This window comes from Pseudomonas sp. EL_65y_Pfl2_R96 (assembly GCF_963970905.1).
Lineage (GTDB): Bacteria > Pseudomonadota > Gammaproteobacteria > Pseudomonadales > Pseudomonadaceae > Aquipseudomonas.
Genome location: NZ_CAXAQH010000004.1, coordinates 185613 through 206465, shown reverse-complemented (window position 1 = coordinate 206465; position 20853 = coordinate 185613). Strand labels below are relative to the sequence as shown.

The 20853-nt window shown below is 60.8% G+C and carries 21 protein-coding genes, 1 other RNA gene and 1 pseudogene; 12 read left to right on the top strand and 11 right to left on the bottom strand.

Annotated features, from left to right (window positions below; genetic code table 11):
- The gene (locus AACY49_RS06865) at positions 1 to 450 is read right to left on the bottom strand and encodes an EVE domain-containing protein (RefSeq protein WP_339522557.1); all 450 of its coding nucleotides are present in this window, start codon (positions 448 to 450) and stop codon (positions 1 to 3) included.
- A 194-nt stretch (positions 451 to 644) separates the two neighbouring features.
- On the opposite strand from AACY49_RS06865, the gene AACY49_RS06860 reads away from it, so the two are divergent.
- A complete protein-coding gene (locus tag AACY49_RS06860) occupies positions 645 to 794 on the top strand; it encodes a hypothetical protein (protein WP_007899400.1) in 150 nt (49 codons plus the stop codon).
- Positions 795 to 829: 35 nt separating this feature from the next.
- On the opposite strand, the gene AACY49_RS06855 is transcribed toward AACY49_RS06860, so the two are convergent.
- From AACY49_RS06855 to AACY49_RS06840, 4 genes are all read right to left on the bottom strand, one after another.
- A complete protein-coding gene (locus AACY49_RS06855; RefSeq protein WP_339522554.1) occupies positions 830 to 1435 on the bottom strand; it encodes a 5-formyltetrahydrofolate cyclo-ligase in 606 nt (201 codons plus the stop codon).
- Between the two features lie 85 nt (positions 1436 to 1520).
- Positions 1521 to 1699, bottom strand: a non-coding RNA gene (gene ssrS / locus AACY49_RS06850) — 6S RNA.
- 30 nt (positions 1700 to 1729) lie between these two features.
- Positions 1730 to 2047 (bottom strand): cell division protein ZapA, encoded by a 318-nt coding sequence (locus AACY49_RS06845; RefSeq protein ID WP_258698566.1) that lies wholly within the window; start codon positions 2045 to 2047, stop codon positions 1730 to 1732.
- Positions 2044 to 2253 carry a TIGR02449 family protein gene (locus AACY49_RS06840; protein WP_007982902.1) on the bottom strand — a complete coding sequence of 70 codons (210 nt, stop codon included), beginning with the start codon at positions 2251 to 2253 and terminating at the stop codon, positions 2044 to 2046. The genes AACY49_RS06845 and AACY49_RS06840 overlap by 4 nt, the downstream gene beginning before the upstream one ends.
- A gap of 123 nt (positions 2254 to 2376) precedes the next feature.
- Here AACY49_RS06840 and AACY49_RS06835 point away from each other — a divergent pair, with 123 nt between their 5' ends.
- The 9 genes and pseudogenes from AACY49_RS06835 to gcvH all read left to right on the top strand — a co-directional run bounded on the left by AACY49_RS06835 (position 2377) and on the right by gcvH (position 11492).
- Complete coding sequence (locus AACY49_RS06835) at positions 2377 to 2931, top strand: YecA/YgfB family protein (RefSeq protein ID WP_258698567.1); 555 nt, start codon at positions 2377 to 2379, stop codon at positions 2929 to 2931.
- 27 nt (positions 2932 to 2958) lie between these two features.
- On the top strand, positions 2959 to 4293 hold the full coding sequence (gene pepP / locus AACY49_RS06830; RefSeq protein WP_258698568.1) for a Xaa-Pro aminopeptidase: 1335 nt from the start codon (positions 2959 to 2961) through the stop codon (positions 4291 to 4293).
- Entirely contained in the window at positions 4290 to 5477 is a 1188-nt protein-coding gene (gene ubiH / locus AACY49_RS06825) for a 2-octaprenyl-6-methoxyphenyl hydroxylase (RefSeq protein ID WP_339522552.1), read from the top strand. The genes pepP and ubiH overlap by 4 nt, the downstream gene beginning before the upstream one ends.
- Positions 5478 to 5493: 16 nt before the next feature.
- Positions 5494 to 5583, top strand: a pseudogene (locus tag AACY49_RS06820) (tetrameric acyl-CoA thioesterase); the annotation flags it as partial.
- 9 nt (positions 5584 to 5592) lie between these two features.
- Positions 5593 to 6810, top strand: a complete 1218-nt coding sequence (locus AACY49_RS06815; RefSeq protein WP_258700641.1) for a 2-octaprenyl-3-methyl-6-methoxy-1,4-benzoquinol hydroxylase — start codon at positions 5593 to 5595, stop codon at positions 6808 to 6810.
- Positions 6811 to 7057: 247 nt separating this feature from the next.
- Complete coding sequence (locus AACY49_RS06810) at positions 7058 to 8062, top strand: extracellular solute-binding protein (protein ID WP_258698571.1); 1005 nt, start codon at positions 7058 to 7060, stop codon at positions 8060 to 8062.
- A 140-nt stretch (positions 8063 to 8202) separates the two neighbouring features.
- A complete protein-coding gene (locus tag AACY49_RS06805; protein ID WP_339522549.1) occupies positions 8203 to 9819 on the top strand; it encodes an ABC transporter permease in 1617 nt (538 codons plus the stop codon).
- A gap of 156 nt (positions 9820 to 9975) precedes the next feature.
- Positions 9976 to 11058, top strand: a complete 1083-nt coding sequence (gene gcvT, locus AACY49_RS06800; RefSeq protein WP_258698573.1) for a glycine cleavage system aminomethyltransferase GcvT — start codon at positions 9976 to 9978, stop codon at positions 11056 to 11058.
- A gap of 50 nt (positions 11059 to 11108) precedes the next feature.
- Positions 11109 to 11492, top strand: a complete 384-nt coding sequence (gene gcvH / locus AACY49_RS06795) for a glycine cleavage system protein GcvH (protein WP_258698574.1) — start codon at positions 11109 to 11111, stop codon at positions 11490 to 11492.
- Between the two features lie 98 nt (positions 11493 to 11590).
- Here the strand turns inward: gcvH and AACY49_RS06790 are convergent, their stop codons facing one another.
- Positions 11591 to 12730, bottom strand: a complete 1140-nt coding sequence (locus AACY49_RS06790) for a DegT/DnrJ/EryC1/StrS family aminotransferase (protein WP_339522544.1) — start codon at positions 12728 to 12730, stop codon at positions 11591 to 11593.
- Positions 12731 to 12883: 153 nt separating this feature from the next.
- Between AACY49_RS06790 and gcvP the strand changes: the two genes are divergently transcribed.
- Positions 12884 to 15757 carry an aminomethyl-transferring glycine dehydrogenase gene (gcvP, locus tag AACY49_RS06785; RefSeq protein WP_339522542.1) on the top strand — a complete coding sequence of 958 codons (2874 nt, stop codon included), beginning with the start codon at positions 12884 to 12886 and terminating at the stop codon, positions 15755 to 15757.
- Positions 15758 to 15933: 176 nt separating this feature from the next.
- Here gcvP and AACY49_RS06780 read toward each other — a convergent pair whose 3' ends face one another.
- The 5 genes from AACY49_RS06780 to AACY49_RS06760 all read right to left on the bottom strand — a co-directional run bounded on the left by AACY49_RS06780 (position 15934) and on the right by AACY49_RS06760 (position 20155).
- A complete protein-coding gene (locus AACY49_RS06780; RefSeq protein ID WP_258698576.1) occupies positions 15934 to 16254 on the bottom strand; it encodes a DUF2388 domain-containing protein in 321 nt (106 codons plus the stop codon).
- A gap of 68 nt (positions 16255 to 16322) precedes the next feature.
- Positions 16323 to 16760: an NfeD family protein gene (locus tag AACY49_RS06775; protein WP_339522539.1), complete on the bottom strand. Its 438-nt coding sequence runs from the start codon at positions 16758 to 16760 to the stop codon at positions 16323 to 16325.
- Between the two features lie 11 nt (positions 16761 to 16771).
- Complete coding sequence (locus tag AACY49_RS06770) at positions 16772 to 17686, bottom strand: SPFH domain-containing protein (protein ID WP_339522537.1); 915 nt, start codon at positions 17684 to 17686, stop codon at positions 16772 to 16774.
- 243 nt (positions 17687 to 17929) lie between these two features.
- A complete protein-coding gene (locus tag AACY49_RS06765; protein WP_258698579.1) occupies positions 17930 to 19714 on the bottom strand; it encodes a GspE/PulE family protein in 1785 nt (594 codons plus the stop codon).
- Positions 19715 to 19816: 102 nt separating this feature from the next.
- Positions 19817 to 20155 (bottom strand): hypothetical protein, encoded by a 339-nt coding sequence (locus AACY49_RS06760; RefSeq protein WP_258698580.1) that lies wholly within the window; start codon positions 20153 to 20155, stop codon positions 19817 to 19819.
- A gap of 126 nt (positions 20156 to 20281) precedes the next feature.
- On the opposite strand from AACY49_RS06760, the gene AACY49_RS06755 reads away from it, so the two are divergent.
- A complete protein-coding gene (locus tag AACY49_RS06755; protein WP_339522534.1) occupies positions 20282 to 20746 on the top strand; it encodes an Lrp/AsnC family transcriptional regulator in 465 nt (154 codons plus the stop codon).
- Positions 20747 to 20853 lie beyond the last annotated feature (107 nt).

Sequence of the window (20853 nt, the reverse complement as noted above, 5' to 3'; positions counted from 1 at the left end):
TTAGCGCAGACCAAGCACCGCTGCCCATTGCTCGGCCGTCACCGGCATCACCGACAGTCGCGAACCTTTCTGTACCAGTGGCATCTGCGCCAGCGCCGCTTGCTGCTTCAGATAGTCCAGCTTCAGAACGTTGGGAAACGTTTTGACGTGAGCAACATCGATCGCGCTCCAGGCGTTTTTCTCCTGGGTGGCTTTCGGGTCGAAGTAATGACTCTCCGGCTCCAGTGCCGTCGGGTCCGGGTACGCCGCCTCGACAATCTTGCCGATCCCGGCAATCCCTGGCTCAGGGCAGCTGGAATGGTAGAAAAAGAACTCATCCCCCACCGCCATGGTTCGCAGAAAATTCCGTGCCTGATAGTTACGAACCCCGTCCCAGCGCGCTCGGCCAAGCTTCTCCAGATCTTGGATAGATAACTCGTCCGGCTCGGATTTCATCAGCCAATAGGCCATGTTTTTTGCTCCTTGCGAGGTAGTGGCAAACTTGTCAGGCAATTTTATGACAAACCGACGGTCGGTTGACGCCAGCGTTTGCGTGTGGGTTCACGTTGTCGCAAAATGCCGGCCTTCTAAGCTTGACGCTGCTGCACGGCCTACAACGGAAACCGCTGCTGTCATCGTGTTGATATGCCTTTGGGGGGCAATCGATGAAACGCAAACCGGATTTACTATGGATATTGGTTATTTTGTTCGGTTTGGGCGTCGTGACCACCGGCTATGCCCAAAGCCTGTGGGCCAACAAGACCGATGCTCCCGTCGAGATCGCGCAGCAACAGCCGTCGGCCTTCAAGCGCTGAACTGGTCTTTTGGACGCCGCTGATTTCAGTGGCGTCTAGCCCGCGAGATACCACGCCTTGTCCGTGACCGTTCCCTGCAGCGGCACATCCCAGCTCGCCTGAGCCAATCGTTGAACCTTCTGACATTCATGGGCCAGGCCCAATAGCGTCGGCTTGCGCCAATTTTTACGGCGCGCCAGGTACGCCAGGCTCCGATCGTAGAAACCACCGCCCATTCCCAGGCGCCCGCCGACATCGTCAAACCCCACCAGCGGCAACAACACCAGATCCAGCGCCCAGACCTTGCGCTGTCGGGCGATGTTGTGCCGTGGTTCGGGGATACGGAAGCGGTTGGGTTTGAGCTTTTCGCCGGGACGAATCCGCTGGAACACCATTTTGGTTCGCGGCCAGGCACTGAGCACCGGCAGATACGTCGCCTTGCCCCGACGTTGCGCGGCACGCATCAGCAGGCGCGGATCGATTTCACCGTCGGTGGGCAGGTACAGAGATATGTGTTTGGCGCGGCGGAACAGCGGGTGCTGGGCCAATTGCTTATACAGCCCGCGAGCGGCCTGGCGCTGCTGACTGGGAGTCAATGCGCGGCGGGTCTTGCGCAGCATGCGTCGAAGTTGCGGGCGGGGCAGCAGCGCAGGTTCGGTCATGGATTCGGGCTTCGGATGTGCGAGTACTAAAGCGTACCCGTAAAAAAGCCGATGCCGGTATGAGAACCGGCATCGGACTGAAATCAGGCTCCCCGGATGAACCGCTGTCGACTTAGCCCTTGAACCCGAAAGTTCAAGGTGGAAGATGCAGTAGGCTTTAAGGCTTTCCGTCTAGCGGACATGCACACCAGCCCAACGTGCAACCTCCAGGGTAGTGCGAATCGGCTCAGGGACGTCGTCAACTGGCAAGCACCCCAGGGAGTGATGCGAGTATACCCCAAGCGGTCTCGCGTTTCAGCCCTTGGTGACATCCGGATCGGTCGACAGCACCAGATCGACGCGGTCCAGCAGGTCGCGAACCTGCTCTCGGGTCGAGCTGCTGGCCTGCACATCCGGGCGTTCTTCCTTGTGCAGGAGATCGTGCGTAATGTTCAGCGCGGCCATCACGGCGATGCGGTCGGCGCCGATGACTTTGCCGCTGCTGCGGATTTCGCGCATCTTGCCGTCCAGGTAACGGGCGGCGCTGATCAGGTTGCTGCGCTCTTCCTGGGGGCAGATGATCGAATATTCTTTGTCGAGGATCTGCACGGTAACGCTATTGCTTGAACTCATGAGTCTTGCTCCAGGGCCTTGAGGCGCGAAATCATCGATTCGACCTTACGCCGGGCGATTTCATTTTTTTCAATGAGGTGCGCGCGTTCCTCGCGCCAGGTCTTTTCCTGAGCTAATAGGAGTCCATTCTGACTCTTTAGTTGCTCGACTCGAGTAATTAGCAGTTCGAGTCTGGCCATCAGCGCTTGCAGGTCGGTGTCTTCCATTGGGTCCACTGGGGTCTGATGGATGGTAGCGGGCGGACAGCCTTTAATAGTCTTGGCGAGTCTGTCGATGTAGGATACAAGGCCTTCATTCTAGACATAGCGCCGTCTGGCGCCTAGCTGCCCATGCCCATTCAGAATTCTCCGTACCAAGCCTTTGCCACCCTGCTGAGCACCAGCGGCCATCCCGTCTCGCCTGCCGAACTGCACGGCCTGTTGCTCGGCCGCAGTTGCGCCGGTGCCGGTTTCGATGCCGACAGCTGGCTGGCCGACGCCACCGAGCTGCTCGAAGGCGAGCCGCAAGACAACGTTCGCAACGCCTTGATCGGCCTGCAAGAGATGGTCAAGGGCGAGCTGACCAGCGACGACATGACCGTGGTTCTGCTGCTGCCGACCGACGACGCGCCGCTCACCGAGCGTGCGGCCGCGCTGGGCCAGTGGTGCCAGGGCTTCCTCACCGGCTTCGGGCTGACCCGTCGCGAATATGCCCTGAGCACTGAAGCCACCGAAGTGCTGCAGGATCTGGCCGCCATCGCCCAGGTGCAAGACGCCCTGGAAGAGTCCGACGACGGCGAAAGCGACTACATGGAAGTCATGGAGTACCTGCGCGTCGCGCCGCTGTTGCTGTTCACCGAAACCAAGAAAACCGACGAAGCGGCTGCCAAACCGTCGTTGCATTAATCGCGTGCAAGGGAAAGCCATCTGCCCATGATTCATATCCCGAAATCGGAATACAGCCGTCGCCGCAAGGCCCTGATGGCGCAGATGGAACCCAACAGCATCGCCATTCTGCCCGCTGCCGCGGTTGCCATCCGCAACCGCGACGTCGAGCACGTCTACCGTCAGGACAGCGACTTCCAGTACCTCAGCGGGTTTCCCGAGCCTCAGGCCGTTATCGTGCTAATGCCGGGTCGCGAACATGGCCAATACGTGCTGTTTTGCCGTGAGCGTAATCCCGAGCGTGAATTGTGGGACGGTTTGCGCGCCGGTCAGGAAGGCGCGATCCGCGATTTCGGCGCTGACGACGCTTTCCCGATCTCCGACATCGACGACATCCTGCCGGGCCTGATCGAAGGCCGTGACCGGGTGTATACGGCCATGGGCAGCAACCCGGAGTTCGATCGACACCTTATGGACTGGATCAACGTGATCCGCTCCAAGGCGAACCTCGGCGCCCAGCCGCCGAACGAGTTCGTTGCCCTGGATCATCTGCTTCATGACATGCGCCTGTATAAATCGGCGGCAGAAGTGAAGGTGATGCGCGAAGCCGCGCGGATTTCCGCTCAAGCCCATATTCGTGCGATGCAGGCCAGCCGCGCCGGTTTGCATGAATTCAGCCTCGAAGCCGAGTTGGATTACGAATTCCGCAAGGGTGGGGCGAAGATGCCGGCCTACGGTTCGATCGTCGCCGCTGGGCGCAACAGCTGCATCCTGCATTACCAGCAGAATGACGCGGTGCTCAAGGACGGCGATCTGGTGCTGATCGACGCCGGTTGCGAGATCGACTGCTACGCCAGCGATATCACCCGCACCTGGCCGGTCAACGGCAAGTATTCACCGGAACAGAAGGCGATCTACGAGTTGGTGCTGGCTTCCCAGGAAGCGGCGTTTGCCGAAATCGCGCCGAACAAACACTGGAATCAGGCGCACGAAGCCACGGTCCGGGTGATTACCGCCGGGTTGGTGAAATTGGGCCTGTTGCAGGGCGATGTCGACGAACTGATCGCCAGCGAAGCCTACAAGGCGTTTTACATGCACCGCGCCGGCCACTGGCTGGGCATGGATGTGCATGACGTTGGCGAGTACAAGGTCGGCGGTGAATGGCGCGTGCTGGAAGTCGGCATGGCGCTGACGGTGGAGCCGGGCATCTACATTGCTGCGGACAACCAGAACGTGGCGAAGAAATGGCGCGGCATTGGCGTGCGTATCGAGGACGACGTGGTGGTCACCAAAACCGGTTGTGAAATCCTGACTGACGGCGTGCCGAAAACGGTCGCCGAGATCGAGGCCTTGATGGCCGCTGCACGGACACAAGCGGCATGAATCGAGTCAATCTGGCAATCATCGGCGGTGGCCTGGTTGGCGCCAGTCTGGCGTTGGCGTTGCAGGCCGGGGCCAAGGCCCGTGGCTGGAAGATCGTGCTGATCGAACCGTTTGCCCCCGGCGATACGTACCAGCCAAGCTATGACGCCCGTTCTTCGGCGCTGTCCTTTGGCGCCCGGCAGATTTATCAACGGTTGGGTGTGTGGCAGGAAATCTCCCGCCGCGCCGAGCCGATCAAACAGATTCATGTCTCCGACCGTGGGCGTTTCTCCACCGCGCGGCTGTCGGCAATGGAAGAGGGCGTTCCGGCGCTGGGTTATGTGGTGGAAAACGCCTGGCTCGGCCAATGCCTCTGGCAAGGTCTGGACAAGGACGTGATCAGTTGGCGTTGCCCGGCGGAAGTCACCGGCATGGAACCGCTGACCGATGGCTATCGCCTGACCCTCAACGATGAAACCCTGCTGGAGTGCGACCTCGCGGTGCTGGCCGATGGCGGGCGTTCGGGGCTGCGTGAACAACTGGGGATCGGTATCAAAAAACGCCCTTACAACCAGAGCGCGCTGATCGCCAACATCACCCCGAGCGAAGCCCACAACGGCATGGCCTTCGAGCGTTTTACCGACGATGGCCCGATGGCCTTGCTGCCGCTGCCGGACAATCGCTGCGCCTTGGTCTGGACCCGTCTGGGCATGGACGCGCAACGGCTGGCGGCCCTCGATGAGCGCAGCTTTCTCAGCGAGTTGCAGGGCGTCTTCGGTTATCGCCTGGGCACCCTGAAACAGGTCGGTGCACGGAATTTGTATCCGCTGTCGCTGATCGAAGCCGAGGAACAAGTCCGCCCGCATCTGGCGATCCTCGGCAACGCCGCTCACAGCCTGCATCCGATTGCCGGACAAGGCTTCAACCTGTCCCTGCGCGATGCCCAGGCCTTGGCCGACACCTTGTTGAGCAGCGAGACAGCGCCCGGCGACTTCGCCACCTTGCAGGCCTACCGTGAGCGCCAGCGTCTGGACCAGAACCTGACCGTGGGTTTCTCCGATCAGGTCACCCGGTTGTTCGGCAGTACCCAGCCGCTGGTTTCCCTGGGCCGCAACATCGGCCTGCTCGGCCTCGATCTGCTGCCGCCGGCCAAGCGCTGGTTCGCCCGGCAGGCCATGGGCCTGGGTACGCGTCCCGATGTTTGAGTGGCTGGCGAACCCAGTCGATATTCACGACGGCGCAGGCACCTTGGTGGCGTGCGTCGAGAAAACCCTTTACGTGCGGCTCAAGCCGCAAGCGAGACAGGCCTAAAGCATGGAAATGCGCGCAGATCTGCTGATTGTCGGGGCCGGAATGGTCGGCAGTGCCCTGGCGCTGGCGTTACAGAACAGTGGGCTCGAAGTCCTGCTGCTGGACGGTAGCCCCCTGAGCGTCAAACCCTTCGATGGGCAAGCGCCGTTCGAACCGCGAGTAAGCGCCCTGTCGGCGGCCAGCCAACGCATACTCGAACGCCTGGGCGTCTGGGACGGCATCGCCAATCGACGCAGCAGCCCCTACACCGACATGCACGTCTGGGACGGCAGCGGCACCGGGCAGATCCATTTCTCGGCGACCAGCGTACATGCCGACGTGCTCGGGCATATCGTCGAGAACCGCGTGGTTCAGGACGCCTTGCTCGATCGACTGCACGACTGCGATCTCGGGATGCTGGCCAATGCGCGTCTGGAGCAGATGCGCCGCTCCGGTGACGACTGGCTGCTGACCCTGGCCGATGGCCGTACCTTGCGGGCGCCGTTGGTGATCGCGGCGGATGGCGCCAACTCGGCGGTGCGGCGCCTGACCGGCGTCGCGACCCGCGAGTGGGATTACATGCACCACGCGATCGTCACCAGTGTGCGCAGTTCCAAACCTCATCAAATGACCGCCTGGCAGCGTTTCACCGACAACGGCCCGCTGGCGTTTCTGCCACTGGAACGGGACGGCCAGCAGGATTGGTGCTCGATCGTCTGGTCGACCACGCCGAGCGAAGCCGAACGCCTGATGGCGCTGGACGACGAAGGCTTCTGCAAGGCGCTGGAGCGGGCCTTTGAAGGCTGCCTCGGCACGGTACTCAGCGTCGACCCGCGCCTGTGCGTGCCGCTGCGTCAGCGTCATGCCAAGCGTTACGTGGCCGAAGGCCTGGCGCTGATCGGTGACGCGGCCCACACCATCCATCCGTTGGCCGGGCAGGGCGTGAACCTCGGCTTTCTCGATGCCGCGGTGCTGGCCGAAGTGCTGCTGCAAGCGGCCGCGCGCGGTGAGCGGTTGGCGGATGTGAAAGTGCTCAGTCGCTACGAGCGTCGGCGCATGCCCCACAACCTGGCGTTGATGGCGGCGATGGAAGGGTTCGAGCGCTTGTTCCAGGCCGATCCGTTGCCGGTGCGCTGGTTGCGCAATGCCGGGTTGAAGATGGTCGATCAGATGCCCGAGGCCAAGGCGTTGTTCGTGCGCGAAGCGCTTGGGTTGATCGGGGATTTGCCGGCGCTTGCCAAGGCTTGAGATCTTCGCTGCGGTAACTGGCCCCATCGCGGGCAAGCCCGCTCCCACAGGATCTTCAGGGCTCACACATAATGCATTAACACCTGAATACCTGTGGGAGCGGGCTTGCCCGCGATGGCGGCAGATCAGACACCTCATATCCCTAGCTGTGCAACATCTGGTAACGCCTCCACCCACTGTTCGATTGAGAAGCGAAATGTGAGTCCTTATCATTTGGCATCACTTCCCCTTTCGAGAGACCGCCTCCATGTTGGCACCCAAGCGTCTACTGACCGCACTGGCCCTGACCCTGATTGGCAGCGCCGCCGCCCAGGCCGCCGACGAGGTGGTGGTTTACTCCTCGCGTATCGATGAACTGATCAAACCGGTCTTCGATGCCTACACCCAAAAGACCGGCGTGCAGGTGAAGTTCATCACCGACAAGGAAGCGCCGCTGATGCAGCGGATCAAGGCCGAGGGCGAAAACGCCACCGCCGACCTGCTGCTGACCGTCGATGCCGGCAACCTCTGGCAGGCCGAGCAGATGGGCATTCTCCAGCCGTTCACGTCCACGGTGATCGACGCCAACATCCCGCTGCAATACCGCGCTTCTTCCCATGCCTGGACCGGTCTGAGCCTGCGGGCGCGGACCATCGCCTACTCCACCGGCCGGGTAAAACCCGGTGAGCTGACCACCTACGAAGCGCTGGCCGACAAACAGTGGGAAGGCCGCCTGTGCCTGCGCACGGCGAAGAAGGTCTACAACCAGTCCCTGACCGCCACCATGATCGAAGTCCATGGCGCCGAGAAAACCGAGAAAATCCTCAAGGGCTGGGTCAACAACCTGTCCACCGACGTGTTCTCCGACGACATCGCGGTACTGGAAGCGATCAACGCCGGTCAGTGCGACGTCGGCATCGTCAACACTTACTACTACGGCCGCCTGCACAAACAGAAGCCAGACCTGCCGGTGAAGCTGTTCTGGCCGAATCAGGGCGACCGGGGCGTACACGTGAACCTGTCGGGCATTGGCCTGACCAAGCACGCGCCGCACCCGGAAGCCGCCAAGGCTTTGGTGGAGTGGATGACCACGCCTGAAGCGCAAAAGATTTTCGCTGACGTGAACCAGGAGTTCCCGGCCAACCCTGCCGTTCAGCCTTCAGCGGAAGTCGCGAGTTGGGGCAAGTTCGTGGCCGACACCTTGCCGGTGGAAATCGCCGGCAAGCGCCAGGCTGAAGCGATTCGGATGATGGATCGGGTCGGCTGGAACTGAGTCTGTTGTTTTAAAGATCAAAAGATCGCAGCCTTCGGCAGCTCCTATATTGGGATGATGTACGCCCGGTAGGAGCTGCCGCGGGCTGCGATCTTTTTGCATATTCCCTACACTTCGTTGATTTACCCGAGAGCTTTTCCTTGGCCCACCCCGCCCAACGCCGCTGGTATCCCCTGGTCTTCGCCATCGCTGCGCTGGTCCTGCTGCCCCTGAGCGTCCTGCTTCTCTCCTGGCAAACCATCGATCAGCAGATCTGGTCCCACCTGTGGGACACCCAAATGCCGCGACTGCTGGGCAATACCCTCACTTTGGTACTCGGCGTTGGCTTCGGTGTAACACTGCTGGGCGTCAGCCTGGCCTGGCTCACCAGCCTCTGTGAGTTCCCGGGGCGGCGGTGGCTGGACTGGGCGTTGATGCTGCCATTCGCGATTCCTGCTTACGTGCTGGCCTTCGTCTTCGTCGGCCTGCTGGATTTCGCCGGCCCGGTGCAAACCCTGCTGCGCGAATGGTTCGGCAGTGGTTTGAGGCTGCCGCGAGTGCGCTCCACCGGCGGCGTGGTTCTGGTGCTGGTGCTGGTCTTCTATCCCTATGTTTACCTGTTGGCGCGCACCGCGTTTCTGGCCCAGGGCAAGGGGTTGATGGAAGCGGCGCGAGTCCTTGGGCAATCCCCGTGGCAGGCGTTCTGGCGAGTTGCGTTGCCGATGGCACGTCCGGCCATCGGCGCGGGGGTGGCGTTGGCGCTGATGGAAACCCTGGCGGATTTCGGTGCGGTGTCGGTGTTCAACTTCGATACGTTCACCACCGCCATCTACAAGACTTGGTACGGATTTTTCAGTCTCTCCACCGCCGCGCAACTGGCCAGTCTGTTGCTGTTGGTGGTGATGGTCGTGCTGTATGGCGAGCGTCGGGCCCGTGGGGCCAATCGGGCGAGTAACGAGCGGCCGCGGGTCAAGGCGTTGTATCACCTGCGCGGAGTCAAGGCACTGGCGGCCATGAGCTGGTGTGGTCTGGTGTTCGCCTGCGCCTTCGTCATTCCCGTGCTGCAACTGGTGGTGTGGTTCTGGCAACGCGGGCGCTTCGATCTGGATGAGCGTTATGCCGGATTGATCGTCCATACCCTTTACCTGGGCGGCGTGGCGGCGCTGATCACCGTCAGTGTCGCACTGGTGCTGGCCTTTGCCCGTCGATTGGCGCCGACCCGGGCGATCCGTTCCGGCATCAGCCTGGCCAACCTTGGCTATGCCTTGCCGGGCTCGGTGTTGGCGGTATCGATCATGCTGGCGTTCAGTTACCTGGATCGCGAACTGGTGGTTCCATTGTCGGGCTGGTTTGGCGGCGCGGGCAAGCCGTTGCTGCTGGGCAGCCTGTCGGCGTTGTTGCTGGCCTATCTGGTGCGATTCATCGCCGTGGCTTATGGCCCGCTGGAAAGCAGCCTGGCGCGAATACGACCCTCTTTGCCCGAAGCAGCACGTAGCCTTGGCGTCAGTGGGCCACGACTGTTTTTCAAAGTGTATCTTCCGTTGCTGCTGCCGGGCACGTTGAGCGCGGCGTTGCTGGTGTTCGTCGATGTGCTCAAGGAAATGCCCGCAACCCTGCTGATGCGCCCGTTCGGCTGGGACACGCTGGCGGTGCGGATCTTTGAAATGACCAGCGAAGGCGAATGGGCCAGGGCCTCGTTGCCGGCACTGACCCTGGTTTTGGTCGGGCTGTTGCCGGTCATCGGATTGATCCGGCGTTCGGCGCATCGAAACAGCTAGGTGCCAGTCCTACACCTTGCGGCTACAATGCGCGGCATTCGGTGCGGTCCGTCTTTGAGACCGGTTCGCTGAAATCGGCTGAAAGCCTTTATTTCAAGGCGTTTCACCCCGTACAGCGTCTGTCCGCACCTTCGCCACGCCCGGAAGGAGAAACCCATGGGACAGCGCACGCCTCTGTATGACCTTCATCTCGCCCTCGGCGCGAAGATGGTCGATTTTGGCGGTTGGGATATGCCTCTGCATTACGGCTCGCAGGTCGAGGAACACCATCAGGTGCGCCGCGATTGCGGGGTATTCGATGTATCCCACATGACCGTGATCGATGTCGACGGCCCCCAGGCCAAGGCCTGGCTGCAATATTTGCTGGCCAATGACGTCGAACGCCTGCACAGCCCCGGCCGTGCCTTGTACAGCGCCATGCTCAACGAGCACGGCGGTATCGTCGACGACATGATCGTCTATCGTCTCGATGACGGCTATCGGCTGGTGGTCAACGCCTCCACCCGCAACCAGGACCTGGCCTGGATGCAGGCTCATCTCGGCGACTTCGATGTGCAGCTCAACGAGCGCTCCGAGTTGGCGATGCTGGCCATTCAAGGGCCTCACGCCCGGCACAAGATTGCCGAACTGGTGACGCAGTCCCGTAGCACGTTGATCCAGCAACTCAAATATTTCGAGGGGCAGACCGACGGTGACTGGTTCATTGCGCGCACCGGTTACACCGGTGAGGATGGTCTGGAAATCGTGCTGCCGGCCGATCAGGCGCCGGGGTTCTTCAACGATCTGGTGGGCGCGGGTATTTCCCCGATCGGCCTCGGCGCGCGGGATACCTTGCGGGTCGAAGCCGGCATGAACCTCTACGGTCAGGACATTCATCAAGAGGTTTCACCGCTGGCCTCCAACATGGCCTGGAGCATTGCCTGGGAACCGGCCACGCGCCAGTTCATCGGTCGTACTGCTCTGGAAGCCGAACAGGCCAGTGGCGTGCAGCACAAACTGGTCGGTCTGGTCCTTGAGGAACGTGGGGTTTTGCGTGCTCATCAGGTGGTTCGCATCGCCGATGTTGGCGAAGGGGAGATCACCAGTGGTAGTTTCTCTCCTACGCTTAGCAAGTCGATTGCACTGGCGCGCGTGCCGGTGGCCACCGCCGACCGCGCTGAAGTGGAAATCCGTGGCAAGTGGTACCCGGTCCGAGTGGTCAAACCGACCTTCGTACGCCACGGCAAAACCTTGATCTAACTTTTTTTGGCGGGCAATGACCGCTGACATTTTTCTTGAGGACACAGAACATGAGCGAAATCCCTGTCGACCTGCGTTTTGCCGAAAGTCACGAATGGGCCCGTCTAGACCATGATGGCGGCGTGAAAGTGGGTATTTCAGACCATGCTCAGGAAGCCTTGGGTGATGTAGTGTTCGTTGAGCTACCGGAAATCGGCAAAGTGTTCGCTGCCGGTGAGGCTGCGGGTGTCGTCGAGTCGGTCAAGGCCGCGTCGGATATCTACTCGCCAGTCTCCGGCACAGTCATTGCCGTTAATGAAGAGCTGGCCAACAGCCCGGAACTGGTCAACAGCGCGCCCTATGACAGCTGGTTCTTCAAACTGGAGCCAAGCGATACCTCTGAGCTGAACAACCTGCTCGACCCGGTGGCCTACAAGGCCGCTATCGGCGAGTAATTCATGTGGGAGCGAGCCTGCTCGCGAAAGCGGTGTGTCAGCAAACATTTATGCCAACTGACACGCCCACTTCGCGAGCAGGCTCGCTCCCACAGGTTCTACGGCTTTAGAACGGCTTTCACCGCTGCCACCGAACGCTCGACATCCGCTTTATCCATGGTCGTGAACATCGGTAGCGAGACGATCAGTCGTCCGACCCGTTCGGCTACCGGGAACATGCCTTCCTTGAACCCGCGTTCGCGGTAAAGACTCAGCAGGTGGATCGGCGGGTAGTGATAGCCGATACCAACCCCCAGTGCCTGCATCTGCTCCATGAACGTGGCCCGTGCCGGTTTGCCATCCTGGCGTTCCGGGAGCACCAGCTGGAACAAATGCCAATTGCTGTTCTCGAAGTCCGCAGGGGGCAGTTGAGCCCCGTATTGCGCTTCGAAGTCCTCGCCAAAGCAGGCGAAATAATGTTTGGCCAGCTCACGACGATGAGCGGTGATCGCCTCGATGTGGGCAAACTGCCCCAGGCCAATGGCTGCCGCGACATCGGTCATGTTGAACTTGCCGCCCAGCACATCAACGTCCAGCCCATCGAACCCGCTGCGGGTGACGCCCTGCAAGCGGTACTTTTCCGCCAACCGCACTTCCTCGGCATTGTTCAGCACCAGGCAACCGCCCTCTGAGCAGGTGACGTTCTTGTTCGCCTGGAAACTGAAGGACACGAAATCGCCAGTCGCACCGATTCGCTGCCCGTTCCAGCTCGAACCCAATGCTTGGGCCGCGTCTTCCACTACTCGCAAACCGTGCTTTTTTGCCAGCGCGTAAAGGCGCGTCATGTCCACGGGCAGTCCCGCGAGAAACACCGGGATGATGGCTTTGGTGCGCGGGGTAATCGCCGCTTCAAGCTGAGCCAGGTCGATATTGCGGGTGACCGGGTCGATGTCGGCAAACACGGGCGTAGCGCCAACTTCCAGAATCACGTTGGCGGTGGCCACCCAGGAAATCGGCGTGGTGATCACTTCATCGCCCGGCCCGACTCCGGCAATACGCAACGCGATCTCCATGGTACAGGTGCCGGAATTGAACGTACGCACCGGGCGCCCGCCAAAATATTCCGAGAGTTGCGCTTCAAAAGCCTGCACCTTGGGGCCGCTGGTAATCCAGCCCGAGCGCAGCACATCGCCGACAGCGGCAATCGTGGCTTCATCGATGGTGGGTTTGGAGAAGGGCAGGAAAGACAGTTGGCTCATAAATGCAGATACCCGATCAGCGAACGTTTGTAGGCCCCGAGCATGATGATCCGGATTGACCAACGGCGCCACGCCATCCGTGCGGGTATCGACTGCTATGCTGGTTTGACCGTATCGCATCGACGCTGAGCGCCAGTCAAGAGAGAGCCCGTCATGTCCCAGTTGCCGTCCTTGAGTCAGTTACGCGATCCCAATGCTTTCCTGCGCCGCCACCTCGGGCCCGATGCCGCCGAGCAGCAGGCGATGCTCGACAGCCTCGGCCTTGGCAGCCGCGTCGAGTTGATCGAGCAGACGGTGCCGCCGGGAATTCGCCTCAACCGACCGCTGGACCTGCCGCCCGCCCTCGATGAAGAAGCCGCGCTAGCCAAACTGCGCAGCTACGCCGAACAGAACCAGGTCTGGACCAGCCTGATCGGCATGGGTTATCACGGCACTCTCACACCGGCCGTCATCCTGCGCAACGTGCTGGAAAATCCCGGTTGGTACACCGCTTACACGCCCTATCAACCGGAGATCGCCCAAGGCCGGCTCGAAGCGTTGCTGAACTTCCAGCAGCTGACCATCGACCTGACCGGTCTGGAACTGGCCAACGCCTCGCTGCTGGATGAAGCCACGGCGGCGGCCGAGGCCATGGCCTTGGCCAAACGCGTGGCCAAATCCAGAAGCAACCTGTTTTTCGTCGATGAGAATTGCCATCCCCAGACCATTTCCGTGGTGCAGACCCGTGCCGAAGGCTTCGGTTTCGACCTGATCATCGACGCTGTGGATAACTTGAAGCAGCATCAGGTGTTCGGCGCGCTGCTGCAATATCCCGACACCCATGGTGAAGTACGCGATCTGCGTCCATTGATCGATCATCTGCATGCCCAGCAAGCCCTGGCCTGTGTGGCGACCGATCTGCTGAGCCTGCTGTTGCTGACTCCGCCGGGAGAGTTGGGCGCCGATGTGGTGTTCGGTTCATCACAGCGCTTTGGTGTGCCCATGGGCTACGGCGGCCCGCACGCGGCGTTTTTTGCCAGTCGCGATGAATACAAACGGGCGATTCCCGGGCGGATCATCGGCGTGTCGAAAGATGCTCGCGGCAACGTGGCATTGCGCATGGCCCTGCAAACCCGCGAGCAACATATTCGCCGGGAGAAGGCCAACTCCAACATTTGCACCGCCCAGGTACTGCTGGCCAATATCGCCAGTTTCTACGCGGTCTACCACGGCCCGGAAGGGCTCAAACGGATTGCCCAGCGCGTCCATCGACTGACCTGCATCCTCGCCGCCGGCCTGGAACGTCACGGGATCACTCGTCTCAACCAGCACTTCTTCGACACCCTGACCCTGGAGGTCGGTGGTACTCAGACCGCGATCATCGAAAGTGCCCAGGCGGCGCACATCAACTTGCGCATTCTCGGTCGTGGGCTGTTGGGCCTGAGCCTCGACGAAACCTGTGACGAAGCCACCGTGGCGAAGCTGTTCGATGTATTTCTCGGTGCCGACCATGGGCTCAATGTCGACGAACTGGACGCTGAAGTCCTGTTGTCCGGCATCCCTGCGGAGTTGCAGCGCCGTACGCCTTGTCTGCGTCATCCGGTGTTCAACGCTCATCACAGCGAAACCGAAATGCTGCGTTACCTCAAGCAGCTGGAAAACAAAGACCTGGCGCTCAATCAGTCAATGATCCCGTTGGGCTCCTGCACCATGAAGCTCAATGCCACCAGCGAGATGATCCCGATCACCTGGCCGCAGTTCGCCAACCTGCACCCGTTCGTACCGAAAGAGCAGGTGGTGGGTTATTCGTTGATGATCGAGGAACTGGAGCGTTGGCTCTGCGCAATCACCGGTTTCGATGCGATCTGCATGCAACCCAACTCGGGCGCTCAAGGCGAGTACGCCGGGTTGCTGGCGATCCGCAAATATCACGAGAGCCGCCATCAAGGCGCGCGGGATATCTGCCTGATCCCGTCCTCGGCCCACGGCACCAACCCGGCCTCGGCGCAAATGGCCGGGATGCGGGTGGTAATCGTCGAGTGCGACGAGGCGGGTAACGTCGATCTGGATGATCTGAAGGAAAAGGCCACGCAGGCGGGGGACAAACTCGCCTGCCTGATGGCGACCTATCCTTCGACCCACGGGGTCTACGAGGAAGGCATCAGCCAGATCTGTGAAGTTATCCACAGCCATGGCGGTCAGGTGTACATGGATGGCGCCAACCTCAACGCGCAGGTCGGGTTGGCGCGGCCGGCAGACATCGGTGCCGACGTGTCGCACATGAACCTGCACAAAACTTTCTGCATTCCCCACGGCGGTGGCGGACCGGGGATGGGCCCGATTGGCGTCCGGGCACACCTGGCGCCGTTCGTCGCCAATCACCCGGTGGTGCCGATCGATGGCCCGCTGCCGGAGAACGGTGCGGTGAGTGCGGCCCCCTGGGGCAGTGCAAGCATTCTGCCCATCAGCTGGATGTACATTGCCATGATGGGGCCGCAACTGGCGGATGCGAGTGAGGTGGCGATCCTCGCCGCGAATTACCTGGCGCAGCATTTGTCCGGGGCGTTCCCGGTGCTCTACACCGGGCGCAACGATCGAGTGGCCCATGAATGCATTCTCGACTTGCGGCCGCTCAAGGCGCTGACCGGGATCAGCGAAGAAGACGTTGCCAAGCGCCTGATGGATTACGGCTTCCATGCGCCGACCATGTCGTTCCCGGTGCCGGGGACGTTGATGGTCGAGCCTACCGAGAGTGAATCGAAGGCGGAGCTGGACCGTTTTATCGGCGCGATGCTGAGTATTCGTGCGGAAATCACCGAGGTACAGAATGGCAACTGGCCGGCGGAGGACAACCCGCTGAAGCGTTCGCCGCATACCTTGGCCGACATCACCGGGGTTTGGGAGCGGCCGTACAGCATCGAGCAGGCGGTGACGCCGGATGCTCACACCAAGGCCCATAAGTACTGGCCGGTGGTGAACCGTGTGGACAATGTCTACGGCGACCGCAATCTGTTTTGCGCGTGTGTGCCGGTGGACGAATACCGCTGAAGTCACGGAACACACAAACCCAATGTGGGAGCGAGCCTGCTCGCGATAGCGGCGTAACAGTCACTGATGGTTTCGACTGATCCACCGCTATCGCGAGCAGGCTCGCTCCCACAGGGATTTGCATCAGGCAAAAAAATGCCGCTCATCCAGAGCGGCATTTTGTTGAGCAACGAACCTTATTTCGAGGCGATGGCATTCTTCGCCAGGATGGCGTTCGCCAGTTCCATGTCCGTGGCTTGCAGGCCAGGGTTTTCAGCGCGGACTCTCTGCATGGCGGCTTCCAGATAGGGGCCGCGAATGGCGCCGTCACTGGCGACAAAGCTACCGGCGTCGTCTTGGGCGGCGACGACCAGTTTGTGATCCCTGGAGGTCAGGTAGGACGTACCGGTGGTGGCACCGGAAGTAAGGACGTTACGCAAAAAGCTGTCATCAGCCATCGCCGAACCGACTGGAAGGGACAACACGGCGAAGGTAGCGACAGCAAGTTTGAGACGCATAAAAGGTGACTCCACTGGGTTTTAACTGCGGCCTTTGATTGCCCATAACCCAATCGAGTTCCGTGACGTTAGTCGGCCCGCTCCACCAGTAAAATTGCCCCTTGCTGCCCGACCACCCGAACACGGCTGCCAGATGCGGTGTCGGGCCCCCGGGCCATCCACACGCCGTCGGCGACCTTGATCTTGCCGCGGCCGTCGACAATCGCTTCGGTGACCACGAACACCTTGCCGATCAGCTCTTGCCCTCGCAGGTTCAGGTTCGGCTGATCGCTGGCCCGCACCACACCGCGTTGACGTCTCCACCAGTACAGGGCGGTGAGGATTGAAAAGACGGCAAACAGCAGCACCTGCAATTCCCAGGGCAAGCCCGGTATCACGAAGGTCAGCACGCCGACGGCGGCGGCCGCCATGCCGATCCACAGCAGATAACCGCCGGCACCGAACACTTCGAGGATCAATAGCAGCGTGCCCAGGGCCAACCAGCTCCAGAACGAAAACAGTTCCATGGGCAGCGACCTCAGCCTTTCTTGCCGTCGAAGGTGGCTTTGACGATTTCGCCAATGCCACCGACGGCGCCGATCATCGAACTGGCTTCGAGCGGCATCAGGATCACTTTGCTGTTGTTGGCCGAAGCCAGTTTGCCCAAGGCATCGATGTACTTCTGCGCAACGAAGTAATTGACCGCTTGCACGTTACCGCCGGCGATGGCTTCGGACACCACTTTGGTGGCTTGGGCTTCGGCCTCGGCCTGACGCTCCCGGGCCTCGGCTTCGAGGAACGCCGCCTGACGGCTACCCTCGGCTTCGAGAATCTGCGCCTGCTTCTTGCCTTCGGCGGTGAGGATCGCCGAGGCGCGCAAACCTTCGGCTTCAAGAATCTGTGCGCGTTTGATTCGCTCGGCTTTCATCTGGCCGGACATGGCGGCCATCAGGTCGGCGGGAGGGCTGATGTCCTTGATCTCGATCCGGGTGATCTTGATGCCCCACGGCGCCGTGGCCTCATCGACGGTGCGCAGCAGCTTTTCGTTGATGTTGTCGCGCTGGCTGAGCATCGCGTCCAGCTCCATGGACCCGAGCACGGTGCGGATATTGGTTTGCAGCAGATTGCGGACGGCATGTTCGAGGTTGTTCACCTCGTAGGCGGCCTGGGCGGTATTGACCACCTGGAAGAAGCACACGGCGTCGATCTGCACGGTGGCGTTGTCGGCGGTGATGACTTCCTGGGGCGGAATGTCCAGCACGCTTTCCATCACGTTGATCTTGCGGCCGATGCGGTCCATCACCGGAATGATGATGCTCAGGCCTGGCTTGAGGGTGTTGGTGTAGCGGCCGAAGCGTTCGACCGTCCATTCAAACCCCTGGGGCACCACTTTGAAGCCCATGAAAAGAATGGCCACGGCCAGCGCGACAAAGAGAATCAGTGCAATGCCCATAACGGTCCCTGTCCAGTCTGGTTGAGTTGCGATGACCAGAGTGTAGGGCAAAAGATTTGAATGCGACTTGGAGAGGCCAAATGCCGGTAAGTCTAGAAATTTGAGCGACGAAAATCCTGTGGGAGCGTGGCTTGCCCGCGAAGAACGATGACGCGTAATACCTGAAAAAACGCGGTGTATTCTTCGCGGGCAAGCCACGCGCCCACAGGTTATGCGTCCTGACTTGCCGGCATTAGGGGCTGTCTATTTCTGCTCACTCTGCGGCGTCACTCGCAACACCTCTTCGAGCGTGGTCAAACCCGCCGCCACTTTCTGCGCCCCCGACAAGCGCAAACTGCGCATGCCTTCCTTGAAGGCCTGGCGCCGGACCGCGAGCAAATCGGTGTCGGGGTTGATCAGCGCTTTGATGCCGTCCGTCAGCTGCATGATTTCGTAAACCCCGGCGCGACCGCGATAGCCGGTTTCGCGGCATTCCAGGCAACCGATGGCGCGTTGGGCATTGCCTGGCAATGGTGCTTGCCAGGGGCGGGTCAGGGTTTGCCAGTCGTCCTCACCCAAGGTCAGCGGCGCCTTGCAGTGAGGGCATAACGTGCGAACCAGGCGCTGGGCCATGACCCCGAGCACCGTGGCCTTGATCAGGTAATGCGGCACGCCGAGTTCCAGCAGGCGGCTGATGGCGCTCGGGGCATCGTTGGTGTGCAACGTCGACAGCACCAAGTGGCCGGTGAGTGCGGCCTGAATTGCCATCTCGGCGGTTTCGAGGTCGCGGATCTCGCCGATCATGATGATGTCCGGGTCTTGCCGCATCAGCGCGCGCACGCCGGCGGCAAAGGTCAGGTCGATGTTGTGCTGGACCTGCATCTGATTGAACGCCGGCTCGACCATTTCGATCGGGTCTTCGATGGTGCAGAGGTTGACCTCTGGCGTCGCCAGTTTCTTCAGGGTGGTGTACAGCGTGGTGGTTTTGCCTGAGCCGGTGGGCCCGGTCACCAGAATGATGCCGTTGGGCTGGCGGATCATGTCCTGCCAGCGGCGCAGGTCATCGGCGGAAAAGCCCAACTGATCGAAATCCTTGAGCAGCACTTCCGGGTCGAAGATCCGCATGACCATTTTTTCGCCGAATGCAGTCGGCAAGGTCGACAGCCGCAGCTCGACTTCGCCGCCGTCCGGGGTTTTGGTCTTGACCCGACCGTCCTGGGGTTTGCGCTTTTCCGCGACGTTCATTCGCCCCAGGCTTTTCAGGCGACTGACGATGGCCATGGTCACCTGCGGCGGGAATTGATAGACGTTGTGCAGCACGCCGTCGATGCGAAAGCGCACCGTCCCTTGCTCGCGCCGGGGTTCGATGTGGATATCGCTGGCCCGCTGCTGGAATGCGTACTGGAACAGCCAATCGACGATATTGACGATGTGCGCATCGTTGGCGTCCGGCTCCTGGTCGCTGGCGCCGAGGTTGAGCAACTGTTCGAAGTTGCCCAGGGTGCTGGTCTGCTGATCAGCGTTGGTGGCGCCGCTGACCGATTTGGCCAGGCGGAAAAACTCCACGCTGAAGCGCTGGATGTCCACCGGGTTGGCCACCACGCGCTTGATCGGCAGCTTCAACACGTGGGTCAGATCGGCTTCCCAGCCGCTGACGAAGGGTTGGGCGCTGGCCACGGTGACGGCGTCGCGGTCGATGGACACTGCCAGAATCTTGTGGCGTTGGGCGAAGGCATAGGACATCAGCGGCGTAATGGCCGCGACGTTGATTTTCAGTGGGTCGATGCGCAAGTAAGGCTGGCCGGCCTGCTGAGACAGCCACAGCGTCAGGCTTTCCAGGTCGAGATGTTTGCCGGGACGACTGAGGTCGTCCAGGTGTTGGCTGGCGATGAACTCCAGCGGGTGCTGCTGAGCATTTATGGCGTGACGGCGGCGGGCGTTGAGTGCGTGTTCGGCCGAGTCCTGGCTGATGAAGCCTTGGGCGACCAGTTCACGCAGCAAATCGTTAAGGTCCAGCCAGCGGTCCTGAGTGGCAAGTTGAACGGACATGCGGGCTCCTTATGAACAACCGTTCGCAAAGGATAGCTGCGCTCCCGCAGACCGTTGGGCCACTACCGGACCAAGGCGTGTCGGTTTTTTTCAGGTTTTTTTTTAACCAGCTGCCTGAACCGGCTCATCCCACGCAGAGTCAGCGGCTTGCAGATTCACTGAGCAGACGCTGATCAGGTTACGTAATTTTTCCGCGATCACCTGAGCACGGTGCCAGCTCAGGCCGTCCATGACGATGTCGACCGACAGCAGATCGTCCATGCGCTGCACGTTGACCCGCTGCGGCGTCAGAAACTGCAAGGCGAACAGGTTGAGCGCCCGGCACAGCAGATCCGGCTCGGCCTCGGCCAGCAGTTGGTAATGAACCCGGCAGTGGGCGTTGCTGACGTTCCAGACATCGGCGCGGACGGGAAGGGGGTTCACGGCTTCAAGAGGCGGCATGGTCGGGCTCCAAAATTACTGGAGGAATTTTTACATTCGGTGCGGGGTATTTCTTATCTATGATGGAGACTATTGACGGTTTTTCGAATAGTTCAATTCGATTTTATGCAAACTATGGGTTTTTCTATGCACAGCGAGCTGGATAGCTACGACCGCAAGACTCTCGCGTTGCTGCAGGAGGACGCTTCGCTCTCCAGCGCGCAGATCGCCGAACAGGTAGGGCTCTCGCAGTCGCCATGCTGGCGGCGGATTCAGCGGATGAAGGAGGAGGGAATCATTCGCGGTCAGGTGACGTTGCTTGACCGCAAGAAAATCGGCCTTAACACGCAGATCTTCGCCGAGATCAAACTCAACGCTCACGGACGTTCGAACTTCACCGAATTCACCGAGGCGATTCGCGGTTTTCCCGAAGTGCTGGAGTGTTATGTGCTGATGGGGTCGGTGGATTTCTTGCTGCGGATCGTCACGGCAGACATCGAGGCTTATGAGCGCTTCTTCTTCGAGAAGTTGTCGATGGTGCCGGGGATTCAGGAGGTCAACTCGATCGTGGCCTTGTCGGAAATCAAGTCCACGACGAGTTTGCCGGTCTGAAGCTTTTGCGGTGAATGTGCTGGCCTCATCGCGAGCAGGCTCGCTCCCACACTTGATCTTCAGCGAACACAAAATATGTGTACGACAGATAACTCAAGTGGGAGCGA